The sequence below is a fragment of the Pseudomonas sp. SMN11 genome (assembly GCF_052041945.1).
Classification (GTDB): Bacteria; Pseudomonadota; Gammaproteobacteria; order Pseudomonadales; family Pseudomonadaceae; genus Aquipseudomonas.
Map to the genome: position 1 here is coordinate 39,674 of NZ_JBKGGW010000021.1, position 15,879 is coordinate 55,552.

Below are 15,879 nucleotides of genomic sequence, written 5' to 3' on the forward strand. Positions count from 1 at the left end.
AAGGGCCTCTTCGCGGCTAAAGCCGCTCCTACAGGGACTGCACAGTCTTTGAAACCCGTGCAATACCTGTAGGAGCGGCTTTAGCCGCGAAGAGGCCGCCACGGGCAATACATCAACCAGGTTTGTCACCGCGAAACGCACTCGGGCTCACCCCACACTGCTTGCGAAAGAACCGGCTGAAGTACCCCACATCGGCAAAGCCCAGTTCATGAGCGATCGCCTTCACACTCGCATCCGAATGCCCCAGCATCCGCTTGGCCTCCAGAACCAGCCGGGCGTTGATCACATTCATCGGGGTCATCCCCAGATGCTCCTGGCACAAGCGCCCCAGCGTCGCCAGGGTCATGCCCAGTTCACTGGCATAGAAGCCCAACGGCTGGTGTTCGCGGTAATGCCTGTCCACCAGTTCGCGAAAACCCGTGAGCTGCTGGCTGCGCCGTGACGCCGGGCGCTGCGCCAGGTCAGGTGCCTCCTGCGCATGGCGCAGCGCCTGGATCAGCAGGGTCAGCAGCAGTGCCATGCTGCTGGCGACATGCTCGCGGGCGCGGTTGTGGTACTCCTCGCGCAGGGCAAGGCAAAGCGGCAGCAGCGGGTCTGCTTCGGCGGACCAATCGGGCAGAGCAATGACCTGTGGCTTGCGGATCGGTGCCAGCAGGTTTGGGGCGAGCACCTGGGCGATGCTTTCCAGCGGTGGTTGGGCAGCGGTAATCACCTGGCCTTCGACCGCACCGGACCAATGGAAGCCGTGCACCACCTGCGCCGGCACATACACCACGCAAGGTGCACAGACCTGCACGCGCTCGCTGTCGAACAGCACATCGCCGCTGCCGCTCTGCAGGTACAGCAGCTGCAGCAGGCCGTCGTGGCGGTGCGCGGCGATTTCCCAGTTGTGCGCGCCGGAGCGCTGGGAGATCTGCTCCACATGCAGGTACTCGTGCCACACCGGCTGCGCGGTTTCGCCGTACAGGGCGTAGTTGGGGATCTTGTTCATGTTGTTGTAATTGTTCTGATCGCTACCCGGCCACTGTGCCACAGCCAGGCGCAGGCTTCAGGTGGCAGGCACGAAATTGACCGGAATGTGGCGACGCTTGCAGGTTTTGTCCATTCTGCCGGCCGGCCCCTCGGCCCTAGGCTGTTCACCAGATCAAGCGACACTCTGGAGAGCAGCATGCATAACAACAAGATTTCCTCCAACTGGCTGGGCCTGGATTCAGCCGTTTGCGTGGTCACCGGTGCGGCCGGTGGCATCGGTGCGGCGCTGGCCGCCGCACTGGTCGAGCAACAGGCGCACGTGGTGCTGCTGGACCGTGACTTCGACAAGTGCCGCGAGCTCGCAGCCAGCCTGGGTGAGCACAGTGTCGGTGAAGTCAGCGCGCTGGCCTGCGACATCGCCGACCCGGCCAGCGTCGAACAGGCCGCCGCCCAGGTGCAGGCGCTGCATGGGCGCTGCGATGTGCTGGTGAACAATGCCAGCGTGCTGCGCCCGGGGGCACTGGAGGCGCTGAGCCTGGAGCAGTGGAACCAGGTGCTGGCGGTCAACCTCAGCGGCTACCTGCTGTGTGCGCAAGGCTTCGGTCGCGCGATGCTTGCCCGTGGCCAGGGGCGCATCGTGCATGTGGCCTCGATTGCCGCGCATTACCCGCAGCCCAACAGCGGCGCCTACAGCGCGGCCAAGGCCGGGGTCAGCATGCTGTCGCGGCAGATCGCCGTGGAGTGGGGGCCGCGAGGCGTGCGCAGCAATGCCGTGTGCCCGGGGCTGATCCGCACGCCGCTGTCGGCGGCGTTCTATGCCGACCCGCAGGTGGAGCGCCAGCGCAGCGCGATGACCGCCAACCAGCGCATCGGCGAGCCGCAGGATATCGCCGACGCCGTGCTGTTCCTCGCCAGCCCGCGCGCCGACTACATCAACGGTGCCGAGCTGACTGTGGATGGTGGCCTGGAGAGCATGCCCATGGCCCTGATCCCGCGCCCTGGCTTCGAGGGGGTGAAGGCATGAACACGCGCAGCTGCGATGTGCTGGTAATCGGCGCCGGGGCCGGTGGCATGGCGACGGCGATCACCGCGAAGAAGCATGGGCTCGATGTGGTGGTGATCGAGAAGGACGACTGCTTCGGCGGCACCACGGCGTTTTCCGGCGGCGTGCTGTGGGTGCCGGGCAACCGGCATGACCCGAACCACAGCCATGACCAGGCGCTGACCTACCTGCGCAACGAAAGCGGTGCCTGTTTCGATGCCGCTGGCGTCGAAGCGTTCTTGCAGTATGGGCCGCAGATGGTCGAGTTTTTCGAGCGCGAGACCACGGTCAGGTTCGTCCCCACGCTGTATCCGGACTACCACCCGCAGGTCGCGGGCGGTGTCGATATCGGCCGCTCGATCCTGGCCGCGCCCTACGATATCCGCGGCCTCGGTGCGGACATGGCACGGTTGCGCCCACCGCTGAAGACCATCACCTTCATCGGCATGATGTTCAATTCGTCGAATGCCGACCTCAAGCACTTCTTCAACGTCACCCGTTCGCTGGCCTCGTTCACCTATGTGGCCAAACGGCTGCTGACCCATTTCAAGGAACTGCTGCTGTACCGCCGCGGCACCCAGGTAACCAGTGGCAATGCCCTGGCGGCACGGTTGGTCAAGTCGGCGCTGGACCTGGGCATCCCGATCCTCACCGGCACCCCGGCGCGGCAACTGCTGCGCGAAGGCGGGCGGGTGAGCGGTGCACTGGCCCAGCAGGAGGGGGGCGAGTTGCGCATCGAGGCGCGCCGCGGCGTGGTGCTGGCGTGCGGTGGCTTCTCCCATGACCTGCAGCGCCTGCAACAGGCCTACCCGCATGTGCGCCGTGGCGGTGAGCACTTCTCGCCGGTGCCGGCCGGCAACACTGGCGATGGTGCGCGCATGGCCGAGGCGCTGGGTGGCAAGGTGGATATCCGCCTGCAGGCAGCGGCGGCCTGGATGCCGGTATCCAAGGTGCCGATGGCGGGTGGCAAGCTTGTGGCGTTCCCGCACTTGCTCGATCGCTACAAGCCTGGGGTGATCGGTGTGTTGCGTTCAGGCCAGCGCTTCACCAATGAATCCAACTCGTATCACGATGTCGGCGCGGCACTGATCGAAGCCTGTGCCGACCAGCCAGAGACCGCCATGTGGCTGGTCTGCGACCGGCGCACCTTGGCCAAGTACGGCCTGGGCTATGCCAAGCCAGCACCGATGCCGCTGGGGCCGCTGTTGCGCAATGGCTACCTGCTCAAGGGCAACACCCTCGCCGAGCTGGCAGCCAAGGCGGGCATCGATGGCCAAGGCCTGGAGCGCACGGTTCGCGAATACAACCTCGGCGCTGTGCATGGCGAGGACCAGCAATTCGGCCGCGGCAGCACCACCTTCAACCGCTACCTGGCCGACCCGCAACAACAGCCCAACCCTTGCGTGGCGCCACTGGGCGAAGGGCCGTATTTCGCGGTGAAGGTGGTCATGGGCGACCTGGGCACCTTCGATGGCATCCGAACCAGCGTGGTCGGCGAGGTGCTCGATGGTGAGCGACGCGCCATCAGCGGGTTGTATGCGGTGGGCAACGACCGGGCCAGCATCATGGGCGGCAACTACCCTGGCGCGGGCATCACCCTGGGGCCGATCATGACCTTCGGCTACATCACCGGGCGGCACCTGGCCGGGTTCGAGCAGGGGCTGGCCAGTGCCGACCCGGCACGGGAGGTGGCGTGATGGACAAGGCGATTGTCGACCACCGCATCTACACCATCCGACCGCGCGGCATGGCCGCGTTTCTCGAAGCCTTCGAGCAGTTGGCGATGCCTATTCTGCGCCGGCACCTAGGCACGCCGCTGGGGTTCTACGTGAGCAGCATCGGGCCGCTGAATCAAGTGGTGCACCTGTGGGGCTATGACAGCCTGGAGGATTTCGAGCGGCGCAGTGCGGCGCGTGATGCCGACCCGGATTTTGCTGCGTACCTGCAGGCTACCCGCGACCTGGTGGTGGCACAGGAGACGCGGATCATCAAGCCGGTGTACCTGCGCAATTGATGTTGCCTGTTCCGGCCAATTCGCGGGCACGCCCGCTCCCACAGGTATGAGTGATCCTCAGGATTGTGGAGTAGCTGTGGGAGTGGGCGTGTCGGGTCGCCGCACTGCCGTGAATGGCCTCAATAAGAACAACAAGAGGTTAGGCAAATGAACAATCCAATCGACATACGCCAACTGATCGACCAGCAACCCATTGGTGCCTACCAGAAATGGGTAGTCTTCCTCGGCTTCCTGATCATCGCCCTGGACGGCCTGGACGTCGCGATCATCGGCTTCATCGCCCCACAACTGAAAAGCGACTGGCAACTCGGTGCCCAGGCCCTCGGGCCGGTGCTCAGCGCCGCACTGATCGGCCTGGCCCTCGGCGCCCTGGTCGCAGGCCCCTTGGCCGATCGTTACGGGCGCAAGGCGGTACTGCTCGGCAGCGTGCTGCTCTTCGGCCTGTGGACCCTGGCCTCGGCCTTTTCCCACAATCTGGAAACCCTGGTCGCGCTGCGCTTTCTCACCGGCCTGGGCCTGGGCGCGGCAATGCCCAACGCCAGCACCCTGGTCAGTGAATACGCACCGGCGCGTAGCCGCTCGCTGCTGATCACTCTGGCGTTTTGCGGCTTCTCGCTGGGTGCGGCGCTGGGCGGCTTCGTCAGCGCCTGGATGATCCCCAACCTGGGTTGGCGCAGTGTGCTGGCGGTGGGCGGGGTGTTGCCGCTGCTAGTCTTGCCGTTGCTGTGCTGGCACCTGCCCGAGTCGGTGACCTTCCTGGTCAGCCAGGGTGCCGACCCGCGGCGCATCCGGCGCATCGTCCAGCGCCTGGCACCGGCACACTGCGGGCCCGACAGCACCTTCGTGGTGCCCGCCGCCAGCGCGCACAAGGGCGGCGCCATCGGCACCATCCTCTCGCCACGCTACCGCTTCGGCACGCTGATGCTATGGGCGGGCTATGTGCTGGCGCTGTTCCTGGTCTATCTGTTCAGCGGCTGGCTGCCGACCCTGGTGAAGGAGGGCGGGGGCTTCTCGGTGTCGCAAGCCGCCATCGTCACCGCCTGCTTCCAGATCGGCGGGCCGGTTGGAGCAGTTTCGGTGGGCTGGGCGATGGACCGCTGTCACCCGCAGCGGGTGCTGATGCTGACCTTCCTGTTCAGTGGTGCGGTAATTTTCGCCATTGGCCAGGTGGCCGGTGATTTCGCCTGGCTGTGCGCCATCGCCTGGGCCGTGGGCTTTGGCCTGAACGGCGCGAGCGTGGGCATGAATGCGCTGGCGGCGGCGTTCTACCCGACCGAGGCGCGCGCCACAGGGGCCAGCTGGATGAGTGGCATCGGCCGTTTCGGTGCCATCCTCAGCGCCTTTGCCGGTGCCCAGATGCTGGCGCTGGGCTGGAGTTTCGCCCAGGTGTTCGCCTCGTTGCTGGTGCCGGCGGGGTTGGCGGCATTGGCGGTGCTGCTGCAAGGTTGGCACGCCAATATCGAAAGGAGTACAGATGTACTCCCATCGGTCTAGACCTGCCCCGCGCAGAGGCCGGTGCAGGCTTACTTGAAGCCTGTCACTGCATGCGGTACGTACGGCGCTTCCAGTCGAGCCTTTTCTTCATCACTCAGCTGGAACGCCAACGCCGCAATCGCATCGTCCAGCTGCGCCACTTTCGAGGCCCCGACAATCGGCGCCGACACGCCGCGCTTGCCCAGCACCCAGGCCAGCGCCACCTGCGCCATCGGCACCCCGCGCTCGCCGGCAATCTGCTCGACCACATCGATCACCCGGCCATCTTCCATCTCAGTCTTCTCGTAGAACGACTGCCCGGAAATGTCCGTGCGGGTCCGCTCGGTCTGCTGCCCATGGGGCCGGGTCAGCCGGCCGCGGGCCATCGGGCTCCATGGCATCAGGCCGACGCCTTGGTCGAGGCACAGCGGGATCATCTCGCGCTCTTCCTCGCGGTAGATCAGGTTGAGGTAGTTTTGCATCGACACAAAGCGGCTCCAGCCGTTGCTGGCTGCGACCTGCTGGGCCTTGGCGAACTGCCAGGCGTACATCGACGAAGCACCGATGTACCGCGCCTTGCCGGCCTTGACCACATCGTGCAGGGCTTCCATGGTCTCTTCGATGGGCGTGTGGTAGTCCCAACGGTGGATCTGGTACAGGTCGACGTAATCGGTACCCAGCCGGGCCAGGCTGGCATCGATGTTGGCCATGATCGCCTTGCGTGACAGGCCCTGTTCGTTGGGGCGGGTGCTGCCTTCCCACATGTTGGCGGGGAAGAACACCTTGGTGGCGATCACCGTCTCGTCACGGCGGGTGAACTCCTTCAGCAACTTGCCGAGGATGATTTCCGAGGTACCGGCCGAGTAGCTGTTGGCGGTGTCGAAGAAGTTGATGCCCTGCTCGACGGCGTGGCGGATGATCGGGCGGCTGTCGGCTTCGCCCAGGGTCCATGGGTGGGTGCCGGCGTCTGGCTCGCCGAAGGTCATGCAGCCCAGGCACAGTTTCGAAATATCCAGGCCGGTGGTGCCCAGTTTGACGTATTGCATCCGCTGCTCCTCAGTAATCGGTTGTGCGACGCAGGGAAGCTTAGCGGTGATGGCTGGCTGCGAAAATTCTTAATCGGTGCAGGCGCCATCCGCATAAATTCACAAGCGCAGCAGCGGCTTGACCTGTTGCTGCAGGAAGTCGGTGACAGCCTTGATGCGCGGCGTGTTGCGCACATCTTCGTGCACGGCCAGCCAGATTTCGATGCTCATGGTCTGTTCGTTCTTGCCGGCAACCTCAAGGCCATGCTCCTGCGCCATGAAGGCCGGCAGGCAGGCGATGCCAACCCCGCCCGCGGCCGCCTGGGCCTGAATGCGCAGGTCGTTGCTCTGCAACACCAAGGGCGGGTTGCCGGTCTGGCTGAGTAGCCACTGCTGCTGCGGTGACCTGGCCTGGGATTCGTCGTAGCCGATGTAGCGCGGCGTGCCAGCGCTGCGCAGGTAGGCGGGCGCGGCGTACAAACGGTAATCCAGATAACCCAACAGGCTAGCGACCAGTGTCGGCTCCGTGGGCCTGGCCAGAGTGATGCTGATATCGGCCTCGCGGCGGGCCAGCGAGGCCCGCGACTTGCTGCCGACCAGCTTCAGTTGCAGTTGCGGGTAGCGCTGCATCAGCGCACCCAGGCGCCGGGCAATGATGCTGCCGAGCAGCGCCGGCGGGGCGGCCAGCACCACTTCGCCTTCCACCTGCTGCTGGCCGGCATTGGCAAAGTGCTCCAGGGCGAAAGACGACTGGGTCATCTGTTCGGCGTAATCACCCACCCGGCGGCCTTCCTCGGTCAGTGCGTAGGCCCTGGGGCGGCGGTCGACCAGCTTGAGGTTCAAGGCGGCCTCCAGCGCGGCGATGCGCCGGGCCACGGTGGCGTGGTCGACACCCAGCTGCCTGGCCGCAGCTGACAATGAGCCGGTGCTGATGAAAGCGGAGAAATGGCGGAGATCTTCCCAGTCGAACATGGCGGGCCTCGGGTGTGGACGGCCATCATACGGGCTCCGGGTATCTGCGGCGACCGCTGCGCTCGGCAGCGTGCCGAGGAAGAGAAGCAAGGTTGATTGTCTGCAAATTTGTTTATCAAAGAAACGCTTTAATAAACGCATCATCAAGCGAGTGCGCATCGTAATGAGATAAAAACTGCTGGGCACTTTCAAAGGCCGTAAGATTTCTGTTGGCCAACATATAAAAACGATGGCAATTTTGAGCAATTTCCTCGGTGTAATGTGAGGACACCAATACGGCTGCACCTTCACGGCAGGCATGCTGAATGCCCAGCCAGATAAAGTGCCTGAATTCAGGGTCTACGCCTGCAGTGGGCTCATCAAGGATGATGAGATCGCACTCCATCAAAAGCAGCGTCAACGTGAAGTAACTGCGTACTTCGCCATAGCTGCAAGTCGCCGCCCGTTTTTGTCCGATATCAGCGTATCGTTTGGCCAACGGTGCGGACCACCTGGCTAAACGAGTAAATGCTTCATCAGTGCGAGGAAATGTTCTGGCATTAAACAGCCCGATCAATTTGCCAACCTCGTGCATCCGCAGCAAAGGAGGCGGCGTGAGAATTTGAGTAAGATAAGCCTGCTGTTGTGCGTGATTGACAATGTCTCCCCCCTGTGGTGCTTTGAGTTTACATATCAGGTCGAAAAGCGTTGTTTTGCCTGCACCATTCATTCCTAGCAATCCGACCGCCTCGCCTCGTGCGACATGAAGATTGATGGACTCGAATAATGGGCGCGCGGGGTAGGAAAATGTGAGGTCAGTCAGGGATAAGATTTTCAATTAATACCGGCTCCAGACAGGTTGTATTCTAAAATATTTTATAGAAGCGGTAAGTCCAATCAACAGGGTCGTCAGTGCAATGGCAAAGCTGATAAAAAGCGGTAGTCGACTATCGTAAAGTTGCACGCTAAGGGACAGTGGGTTGAAATAGGCAACCGATGAAGCGAACTTCGCATGCTGAGAGGCGCCGGCGTAGCCGGAAATCAACATCCAGAATGAAAGGAGAGAAAATACTGTGCTTGTGGTGCTGAATTTCAAGGGGAGCGCCACCACTACCAAGCCTATGCAACAAAATCCCAAGTAGGCTGTGTAGAAGCAGGCGGCCAGATGCAGGTACTCTATGAAGTCATAATTCCCATATAGCGGTTTGGTTACAAGATAAAATCCTGTTACATAGATCAGGCTCAGGAGTGAGTAGCTGAGAGTATGCGATACCAGAAATGTACGGACAGCACCTTGCTGATAGATGAAGGAACGTACGAAGCCGCTTTCTCTTCTTCCGACCAGATAAAAGCTGAATCCGAAAAAAGCGAAGCTTGATGATAAGTAAGAATAAAACCAGGCGGCAGCATTTACATAAGATTGGTCAAAGTCCTTGGAGGTGCGGTCTGTCACCAGGATGAACATCAAGCAGGGCGCCATACCAGTCCACAGTAGTGTGGTGGGTTCGCGTAGATGTTCAATCAGAAAAAGTTTCATGATACACGGTATGGCTTTGATTTTTGAAGTTGTTGGGTGCGTAGATTGGTTCATGGAAATGGCACCATATCAGTTAGTTGAGATTCGATTACATCCTTGAGAAAGGCGTCTGAGTAGTGGTTGTTGGTGTTGATTCTGCTCGCATTGTTCATGTGCATGAACAAGTTGGGTGAAATATACTTGCAGAAAAACAACGTCTTGTGGGTGGTGATTATGTGATTTAAATACAGATAGCCATTTATGTTATGTGTTTTTGCAGTATCTATTAGGTTCTTGGCTGTCAAGCGCTCAGTGACGGATTGTGGGGAGGGAGAGGGCAGTGATTGACGAGTATTGATAATGCGTTGAAAGGTTTCATATTTATTGCAGTTCATGAAATGTCGAAGGTAAGGGTCCGTGATTTTATCTTTCTCGTTATAAAATTGCATGAATCGAAATGTCTGCCACAATTCAATAATTGATTTTTCCAGCGCGGTGCAGCGAGTGTCTCCATAAGCCATGCCTGCGCAATACCTGACGCGCACGTTACCTTGCTGAGCGTTGCCATAGCAAAGGAGAATACAGCTTCCAGGAAAACGATTGTCAGTGAGATCCAGAATTGACAAATTTCCAGATAATTGCAATTGCTGGAGCAGTGGCAGGCTTCGGCTTTGTTTCATTAGTTCGCAGGCTTGATCGTACTCTATCTTTTCTCTGTAGGTTTTAGTTAGCCAGAAGCGAAGCAGGAACTGCCGCTCGAAAGATTCCTTCATTGCGCCTAAAATTGCTGCTTCCAGAGTGAGGTGAACGCTGCAGCCACAGGTGTCTCTTGCAGGGTAGATCGCATTGTCTATATTGTTTTTTGAATGCGTAAGTGAAATACAAGCTGATGGTATTTTACAGGGGGTGAGGTCAGTTATTCTAAATGCGCGAGTTAGATCAAAGGCATGGTTTTCGATAGTGTCAATTGAGATCTGGCTCGATGTCTGAGCAAATGCCTTGCTAAATGCTTTGCACTCTTCGGGTGTCAAGGTTTTGCCCATTGGGCCAGTGTCATGAATTGGAATGTCAAGGTAGAAGTGCTTGCGCTCAAGGTGCTCCCCCAAGGCGGTAGCGGCTACCTCCGAAGTCCATCCACTGCTCGACCCGTATGTGCTCCACCGTGAGCCAAACTCTGCACTGTGCGGCATATACGTCACCGCACTCGGTCGAAGCAATTCAAAATCCGCAATGCCTGGGCTATGTATTTCGCTGTAGTTATTCATGGGTCAGCCTATAAGTTGAATGCATGTAGACAGGAATAATGTGGGGTTGAGATTAAGGTGCTTTGTGACTTGATGGTCGGTGAACGCAGCCCAAGGACGGCTGTTGAGTCCTAGTTCTTTACAGCGAAGATCTGTAAGCATGTACATTGATCCGGCCTCCATCAATGCAAGTCTGTACCCCCTTTGCCGATACTTAAAAAGTGCCTTGGGTAAATATATGTAATATACAAGTGCGAGCGCAGGCGATCCGATCGGTGTGCTTGAGCCTATAATGGCGCTAGAAAGATTGTGGTCGTCAATTGTCTGGCTGTGGGCTTCAAGTGTTCTGGAGTTTGCTAAGAGGTGCAGTGCGCTGGAAGCTTTCGGCCAGCCCTCAACTCGGTTGTTTAAGTTTACGCAGAATACTTCAATTGGATAGAGAGCGCCTCCGCTTGGATAGCCTCGCTTGCTACTACTGTCTTTTCTCACCAGAGGAGCAAGAATTGCCTTGATTGTTTCGAAGTCAATTCGACTGGCTTTAAAGTCGTTGCAAGAATCATTTCGCCGTAGCGGATGGTGATGAGGTAGCGGTTGAGGGGCTAGAGATGGATTGTCGCTGCATGATGGCAGTGGATGTAGTGACAGCTCATTGCCTGAGAGCGTAGCAAGATCGGCAGCAGGGACGTGATGAAGCGTACTTAAATGTTGCGTGGCTGGGTGTATGACATAATTTCCTTTAGCATGAAAATTTAGAACTTCATCGATAAGCTCGTTGCTGACAAACTTTAAATATTGATCATGCGAAGTGCTCATTGCTCAGCTCCTATGCACTCGCAAAGAGGCCAATGGATACTGCTGTCTTCAGTAAGGAAGCCGTTCTGTAAATTCACAGTTCGTGAGAGAAGTATTCGATCTTGAGTGCACCTGAGTTTTGGAGCTTGCGTAAGCTTGTCGGCGACTTCCACGATGGCTCCAAAAATAAGTGCGCATTGGTACTCGTTTATAGGGGTCAAAGGTAAGTCTAAATTTTGCGCGCTACAGAATGCCCATATCCGGCTCCAATAATGGTGGCTGGCTCTCAATCTTTCATAGTGCGAAATTCGATCAAGCGTACAAAATGCACAGGGATTTCCAATTTCCGGTAGATGCGCCTCAGTCAGATGGAAGTAATTGCCGCTCACGAATCCAATGCTAGCCGCTGAGCCTGGATTCTGTTGGAGTACGGTTGTGTACATTTTTCTTATTAAGTTGGGTCGCAATTTCATGCATGCAAATACAAATAATGTAGGGCTTGAGGCAATCACTGGTAAATCATTGGGAAGAGGGAGTATCTGCAACCGCTGGCGCCGCTGTTCCTCTAGGAAGTTTTTTAAAGACTCTGAAATGACCATGTCGGTGAAAATTACGACTCTCTTCAAATAAGGTAAGCTAACTTCGTCTCCGAGCACTGATAAGGATTTGAGAAATACAGTTGCAGGCTCCGGTTGGAGATCCTCTGAGCGAAGAAGCGACTCCAGATCGCCCTCGGAGAGATGTTGAGTGTTCATGCTTCCCAGACGGACCAGGGCGTTGGTGATTTTTGGGTCAACCAGTTTCGTGAAGCCAGTTGATGTAAAGATAACGGGTTCTTGTTCGAAATTGAGTATTTCGTAGTTATAGACTCTCAAGGTTTTCATCGTGTGGCCCTGCGAGCAAGTGCCATCTCATCATTCGTCAAGATGGCACCCGCATTCTAGTTATTGTTGGGTGTGTTCGTTGTTATCAATGGAGTTGCTGCCTCCGGAGCAGCCACCACTGCCACCGTTACAGCCGCCGCCGCCTCCGCATCCACCACTTCCACCACACCCGCCAGCACTACCGGAACCGCCAAAGAATTCCGCTTCCATGTCGCCGGTAGTTTCTAGTGACAAAGTCATAAGATTGATTCCGTATTGATTGTCCATTTAAGTCTCCTTGGTTGTTGCTCCGAAATGCCGGAGCACTTTCAGAATTGAAGAGCTGTCGAATGAAGTCAAGATGGACCGGAGCTTTGATAGGTTGAGGCGTATAAGTCAGCGGCTTGTCGCTATCCTCAGTTTTGTAGGATGATTCTTTCAGAGAAATCGGGTTATCTTAAAATTTACGGCCGAGTTCCTCGTTGGCTGTAAGAAGCGAGAACCTGTTGTGTAGGAATTATTTATTTCACGATTAGGAGTGTTCTGATTGCGTCCGCTCGGGCTTAGCTTGGGAAGGGCAGACTGCTGACTTTCAATCTGTTTGATAATGTTTCGGAATGTAAAAAATATAAAATTGCCTGGAGATAGGTTACCGAGTTCACCATGCATGCTTTGAGAAGGCTTTGGCCGCGGAGCAGCTCTTTGTCAAAAATAGCTCCCCGCTGGCGGGTCTAATCGGTATTGACGGTATCTCTCTTAATTGAAGTGTCCGTGTTGCGGCGTGACCTGCCCCGCAGGTGCTAGGATGCTGCCATTCAAGCAACAGGTACCGCCATGCAACCCCTCGATCACCTGTCGTTGCACCTGTTCATCGTGGTCTGCGAAGCCGGCACCATTGCACGTGCCAGCGAGCGGGCGTTCATGGCGCCGTCGGCGGTCAGTAAGCGGATTTCGGATATCGAAGCGCGCTTTGGCACGGCGTTGCTCAAACGCAGCAAGCGCGGCGTCGAACCGACCCCGGCGGGCCTTGCGCTGCTGCGCCATGCGCGGGGCCTGACTCGGGCCATGGAGCGCCTGGACAGTGAATTGAGCGAGTACGCCGAAGGTGCACGCGGGCATGTGCGGGTGTTGGCCAACGTATCGTCGATCATGGAGTTCCTGCCCGAGGAATTGTCGGCGTTCATGCTCGACAACCCGCTGATCCAGGCCGACATCGAGGAGCGTTTCAGCCCGGACGTGGTTCGTGGAGTGGCAGAGGGCAGTGCGGACCTTGGCATCTGCCGCAAGTCCATGGCCGTCGGCGATCTGGAGTTTGTGCCATACCGGCAGGATCACCTGGCCGTTGTGGTCGGCGCCGATCACCCGTTGGCCGGGCGTGACAGCATCGCCTTCGAAGAGACGCTGGATTACGAGCACCTGGGCCTGTCGGCCTTCGCCACGCTCAATACCTTCATGCGCAACAGCGCCGAGGCGGCCGGCAAGGCGTTGCGCTTTCGCTCGTACGTGTCGTCGTTCGACGCAGCTTATCGCCTGGTGCAGTTCGGCCTGGGCCTGGCGGTGTTCCCCCAGGAAGCGGTGGCGCGCTATGCGCAGCTGTTCGACCTGCGGGTGATCCCGCTGACCGATGACTGGGCACTGGGCGAGTTCGTCATCTGCATGCGTGACCGCCATGCCTTGAGCCTGTCTGCGCGCCGCCTGCTCGACCATCTGCTGTTGCGCGCGCCGGCCTGGCAAACCCGGGACTGATCCATCGCGGCTGACGATGGATCAGCCCGTGAAACACGTCTTTTCTGCCTGTCGCACTGCTCTTAGTCTGGCCCCACGCTTCAGACAGAGAGACCGTGATGACAACAATAACCATCAATGAAGTCGGCATGCGCGATGGGCTGCAAAGCCTGCACACGGTAATGCCGACCGCCGCCAAGCTGCGCTGGATCGACAGCGCCTATGCAGCCGGCGTGCGCCACATGGAAGTCGCCTCGTTCGTGCCGGCGCGGCTGCTGCCGCAGATGGCCGATGCCAAACAGGTGGTGGCCCACGCCCTCACGTATCCCGACCTGCTGGTGACGGTGCTGGCACCCAACCTGCGCGGTGCGCAGGATGCACTGGAGTCCGGCGCCCAGCGGATTGTCGCGCCGGTATCGGTCAGCACGGCCCACAGCCTGGCCAACGTGCGCCGCACGCCACAGCAGATGGTCGAGGAGCTGGGGCGCATGTGCCAGCTGCGCAGCGAACTGGGGCGGCATGAGGTGCAGATGATCGCCGGCATGTCGGTGGCCTTTGGCTGCACCCGACAGGGTGAGGTGCCGCTGGGCGACCTGTGTGAGCTGACCCGTCAGGTGATCGAGGCCGGCTGCGATCTGGTCTCACTCGGCGACACCACGGGCTATGCCAACCCCGGCCAGGTGGCGACGGTGATCCAGGCCGTGCGCGCCATTGCCGGCGAGCGCCTGCGCGCCGCGCACTTCCACGACACCCGTGGCCTGGCCCTGGCCAACAGCCTGGTGGCGGTGCAGCAGGGCATCCGCGAACTAGATGCATCGCTTGCCGGTCTTGGCGGTTGCCCGTTCGCACCGGGGGCATCGGGCAACACGGTGACCGAGGACCTGGTGTTCATGCTGCAGAGCATGGGCTTGGACACCGGCATCGACCTGCCAGCGTTGATCGCCTCGCGTCAGCTGTTGCGCGAGGCGCTGCCGGATGAGCCGCTTTACGGCGCCATCGCCCGCGCCGGCCTGCCACTCAACTACCCAGGAAACGCGTAATGTCCACACTTCCATTGGACGGCATTCGTGTCGTCGAGATTTCGCACATGGTCATGGGCCCCACCTGCGGCATGATCCTGGGCGACCTAGGTGCCGAAGTGATCAAGATCGAGCCCACCCGTGGTGACGGCACACGCCGCTTGCTCGGGGCGGGGGCGGGGTTCTTCCGCACCTTCAACCGCAACAAGCAGTGCATCGCTGTCGACCTCGACACGCCCCAGGGCCGTGAGGCGGTGCTGGCGCTGATCAACAGTGCCGACGTATTCATCGAAAACTTCAAGCCCGGGCGCATGCACACGCTGGGCTTCGACTACGCCAGGCTGCGCCAGCGTAACCCCCGGATGATCTACGCCTCGCACAAGGGTTTCCTCAGCGGCCCGTACGACAACCGTCTGGCCCTGGACGAAGTGGTGCAGATGATGGCCGGCCTGGCCTACATGACCGGGCCGGTGGGCCGCCCACTGCGCGCTGGCAGTTCGGTGAACGACATCATGGGCGGCATGTTCGGCGCCATTGGTGTGCTGGCCGCGCTCAACGAGCGCAACTCCACAGGCGTTGGCCGCGAGGTGCAGAGCGCTTTGTACGAGAACTGCGTATTGCTCGCGGCCCAGCACATGCAGCAGTACGTGGTGACCGGCCAGGCGGCGGCACCGATGCCCAACCGCATCAGCGCCTGGGCCATCTACGACGTGTTCACCTTCGCCGGCGGCGAGCAGATGTTCGTCGCTGCCACGGGTGAAGGCCAGTGGCAGGCCCTGTGCCAGCTTTTGGGCCAGACGGCCTTGCTCGATGACCCGGCCTTGGCGACCAACAATGACAGGGTAGTGCAGCGGCCACGGCTGCTGGCGCACCTGGCCGAGGTGTTCGCCAACCTCGATGCCGGGCAATTGGCCGTGGAACTGGAGGCCAACGGCATTCCTTTCGCGCCGATCCGCCGCCCGGAAGAGTTGTTCGACGACCCGCACCTGACCCAGAGCGGTGGCATGGCGGACCTGCAGCTGGAAGATGGCAGCAGCACGCCGATGCCCTTGCTGCCGCTGTCGCTGGACGGCCAGCGCCTGCAGCCACGCCGGCCAATCCCGCGGATTGGCGAACACACGCACAAGGTGATGCGCGAGTTGGGCTACAGCGACGAACACATCGCCGAGCTGTGTGCCGCTGGTGTGCTGAAAACCGACGATCAGGCCCAGGGAGTGCACTGAATGGCGATCTAGCGATACGA

The 15,879-nt window shown here is 59.5% G+C and carries 16 protein-coding genes; 7 read left to right on the forward strand and 9 right to left on the reverse strand.

Annotated elements, in window-relative coordinates; all coding sequences use genetic code 11:
• Positions 1 to 112: 112 nt before the first annotated feature.
• Positions 113 to 991 (reverse strand): helix-turn-helix domain-containing protein, encoded by an 879-nt coding sequence (locus tag ACLEJU_RS17740; protein WP_435423141.1) that lies wholly within the window; start codon positions 989 to 991, stop codon positions 113 to 115.
• Positions 992 to 1,168: 177 nt separating this feature from the next.
• On the opposite strand from ACLEJU_RS17740, the gene ACLEJU_RS17745 reads away from it, so the two are divergent.
• The 4 genes from ACLEJU_RS17745 (at position 1,169) to ACLEJU_RS17760 (ending at position 5,522) form a co-directional block, all read left to right on the forward strand.
• Positions 1,169 to 1,996 carry an SDR family NAD(P)-dependent oxidoreductase gene (locus ACLEJU_RS17745; protein ID WP_435423140.1) on the forward strand — a complete coding sequence of 276 codons (828 nt, stop codon included), beginning with the start codon at positions 1,169 to 1,171 and terminating at the stop codon, positions 1,994 to 1,996.
• Positions 1,993 to 3,711: an FAD-dependent oxidoreductase gene (locus tag ACLEJU_RS17750; RefSeq protein ID WP_435423139.1), complete on the forward strand. Its 1,719-nt coding sequence runs from the start codon at positions 1,993 to 1,995 to the stop codon at positions 3,709 to 3,711. The genes ACLEJU_RS17745 and ACLEJU_RS17750 overlap by 4 nt, the downstream gene beginning before the upstream one ends.
• Positions 3,711 to 4,028 carry an NIPSNAP family protein gene (locus tag ACLEJU_RS17755; protein WP_435423138.1) on the forward strand — a complete coding sequence of 106 codons (318 nt, stop codon included), beginning with the start codon at positions 3,711 to 3,713 and terminating at the stop codon, positions 4,026 to 4,028. Before ACLEJU_RS17750 ends, ACLEJU_RS17755 begins: the two co-directional genes overlap by 1 nt.
• 147 nt (positions 4,029 to 4,175) lie before the next feature.
• The gene (locus ACLEJU_RS17760) at positions 4,176 to 5,522 is read left to right on the forward strand and encodes an MFS transporter (RefSeq protein ID WP_435423137.1); all 1,347 of its coding nucleotides are present in this window, start codon (positions 4,176 to 4,178) and stop codon (positions 5,520 to 5,522) included.
• 29 nt (positions 5,523 to 5,551) lie between these two features.
• Here ACLEJU_RS17760 and ACLEJU_RS17765 read toward each other — a convergent pair whose 3' ends face one another.
• The 8 genes from ACLEJU_RS17765 to ACLEJU_RS17800 form a co-directional block, all read right to left on the reverse strand.
• Positions 5,552 to 6,547: an aldo/keto reductase gene (locus ACLEJU_RS17765; RefSeq protein WP_435423136.1), complete on the reverse strand. Its 996-nt coding sequence runs from the start codon at positions 6,545 to 6,547 to the stop codon at positions 5,552 to 5,554.
• 99 nt (positions 6,548 to 6,646) lie between these two features.
• Positions 6,647 to 7,498, reverse strand: a complete 852-nt coding sequence (locus tag ACLEJU_RS17770; RefSeq protein ID WP_435423135.1) for a LysR family transcriptional regulator — start codon at positions 7,496 to 7,498, stop codon at positions 6,647 to 6,649.
• A 115-nt stretch (positions 7,499 to 7,613) separates the two neighbouring features.
• A complete protein-coding gene (locus ACLEJU_RS17775; protein ID WP_435423134.1) occupies positions 7,614 to 8,315 on the reverse strand; it encodes an ATP-binding cassette domain-containing protein in 702 nt (233 codons plus the stop codon).
• On the reverse strand, positions 8,316 to 9,068 hold the full coding sequence (locus ACLEJU_RS17780; RefSeq protein WP_435423133.1) for a hypothetical protein: 753 nt from the start codon (positions 9,066 to 9,068) through the stop codon (positions 8,316 to 8,318). It abuts the gene before it with no gap.
• On the reverse strand, positions 9,065 to 10,258 hold the full coding sequence (locus tag ACLEJU_RS17785; RefSeq protein WP_435423132.1) for a YcaO-like family protein: 1,194 nt from the start codon (positions 10,256 to 10,258) through the stop codon (positions 9,065 to 9,067). Before ACLEJU_RS17785 ends, ACLEJU_RS17780 begins: the two co-directional genes overlap by 4 nt.
• Positions 10,259 to 10,261: 3 nt before the next feature.
• A complete protein-coding gene (locus ACLEJU_RS17790) occupies positions 10,262 to 11,050 on the reverse strand; it encodes a SagB/ThcOx family dehydrogenase (RefSeq protein ID WP_435423131.1) in 789 nt (262 codons plus the stop codon).
• The gene (locus tag ACLEJU_RS17795; protein WP_435423130.1) at positions 11,047 to 11,913 is read right to left on the reverse strand and encodes an McbB family protein; all 867 of its coding nucleotides are present in this window, start codon (positions 11,911 to 11,913) and stop codon (positions 11,047 to 11,049) included. The genes ACLEJU_RS17790 and ACLEJU_RS17795 overlap by 4 nt, the downstream gene beginning before the upstream one ends.
• A 60-nt stretch (positions 11,914 to 11,973) precedes the next feature.
• Complete coding sequence (locus tag ACLEJU_RS17800) at positions 11,974 to 12,180, reverse strand: hypothetical protein (protein ID WP_435423129.1); 207 nt, start codon at positions 12,178 to 12,180, stop codon at positions 11,974 to 11,976.
• 546 nt (positions 12,181 to 12,726) lie between these two features.
• Between ACLEJU_RS17800 and ACLEJU_RS17805 the strand changes: the two genes are divergently transcribed.
• The 3 genes from ACLEJU_RS17805 (at position 12,727) to ACLEJU_RS17815 (ending at position 15,859) form a co-directional block, all read left to right on the forward strand.
• Entirely contained in the window at positions 12,727 to 13,638 is a 912-nt protein-coding gene (locus ACLEJU_RS17805) for a LysR family transcriptional regulator (protein ID WP_422763966.1), read from the forward strand.
• A gap of 98 nt (positions 13,639 to 13,736) precedes the next feature.
• Positions 13,737 to 14,657 (forward strand): hydroxymethylglutaryl-CoA lyase, encoded by a 921-nt coding sequence (locus ACLEJU_RS17810; RefSeq protein WP_435423128.1) that lies wholly within the window; start codon positions 13,737 to 13,739, stop codon positions 14,655 to 14,657.
• A complete protein-coding gene (locus tag ACLEJU_RS17815; protein ID WP_435423127.1) occupies positions 14,657 to 15,859 on the forward strand; it encodes a CaiB/BaiF CoA transferase family protein in 1,203 nt (400 codons plus the stop codon). Before ACLEJU_RS17810 ends, ACLEJU_RS17815 begins: the two co-directional genes overlap by 1 nt.
• The last annotated feature ends 20 nt before the right edge of the window (positions 15,860 to 15,879 follow it).

Bases quoted from the DNA above. Each gene is read 5' to 3' on its own strand.
- ACLEJU_RS17740 (WP_435423141.1), bottom strand. From the start codon at position 991: ATGAACAAGATCCCCAACTACGCCCTGTACGGCGAAACCGCGCAGCCG.
- ACLEJU_RS17745 (WP_435423140.1), top strand. From the start codon at position 1,169: ATGCATAACAACAAGATTTCCTCCAACTGGCTGGGCCTGGATTCAGCC.
- ACLEJU_RS17750 (WP_435423139.1), top strand. From the start codon at position 1,993: ATGAACACGCGCAGCTGCGATGTGCTGGTAATCGGCGCCGGGGCCGGT.
- ACLEJU_RS17755 (WP_435423138.1), top strand. From the start codon at position 3,711: ATGGACAAGGCGATTGTCGACCACCGCATCTACACCATCCGACCGCGC.
- ACLEJU_RS17760 (WP_435423137.1), top strand. From the start codon at position 4,176: ATGAACAATCCAATCGACATACGCCAACTGATCGACCAGCAACCCATT.
- ACLEJU_RS17765 (WP_435423136.1), bottom strand. From the start codon at position 6,547: ATGCAATACGTCAAACTGGGCACCACCGGCCTGGATATTTCGAAACTG.
- ACLEJU_RS17770 (WP_435423135.1), bottom strand. From the start codon at position 7,498: ATGTTCGACTGGGAAGATCTCCGCCATTTCTCCGCTTTCATCAGCACC.
- ACLEJU_RS17780 (WP_435423133.1), bottom strand. From the start codon at position 9,068: ATGAACCAATCTACGCACCCAACAACTTCAAAAATCAAAGCCATACCG.
- ACLEJU_RS17785 (WP_435423132.1), bottom strand. From the start codon at position 10,258: ATGAATAACTACAGCGAAATACATAGCCCAGGCATTGCGGATTTTGAA.
- ACLEJU_RS17790 (WP_435423131.1), bottom strand. From the start codon at position 11,050: ATGAGCACTTCGCATGATCAATATTTAAAGTTTGTCAGCAACGAGCTT.
- ACLEJU_RS17795 (WP_435423130.1), bottom strand. From the start codon at position 11,913: ATGAAAACCTTGAGAGTCTATAACTACGAAATACTCAATTTCGAACAA.
- ACLEJU_RS17800 (WP_435423129.1), bottom strand. From the start codon at position 12,180: ATGGACAATCAATACGGAATCAATCTTATGACTTTGTCACTAGAAACT.
- ACLEJU_RS17805 (WP_422763966.1), top strand. From the start codon at position 12,727: ATGCAACCCCTCGATCACCTGTCGTTGCACCTGTTCATCGTGGTCTGC.
- ACLEJU_RS17810 (WP_435423128.1), top strand. From the start codon at position 13,737: ATGACAACAATAACCATCAATGAAGTCGGCATGCGCGATGGGCTGCAA.
- ACLEJU_RS17815 (WP_435423127.1), top strand. From the start codon at position 14,657: ATGTCCACACTTCCATTGGACGGCATTCGTGTCGTCGAGATTTCGCAC.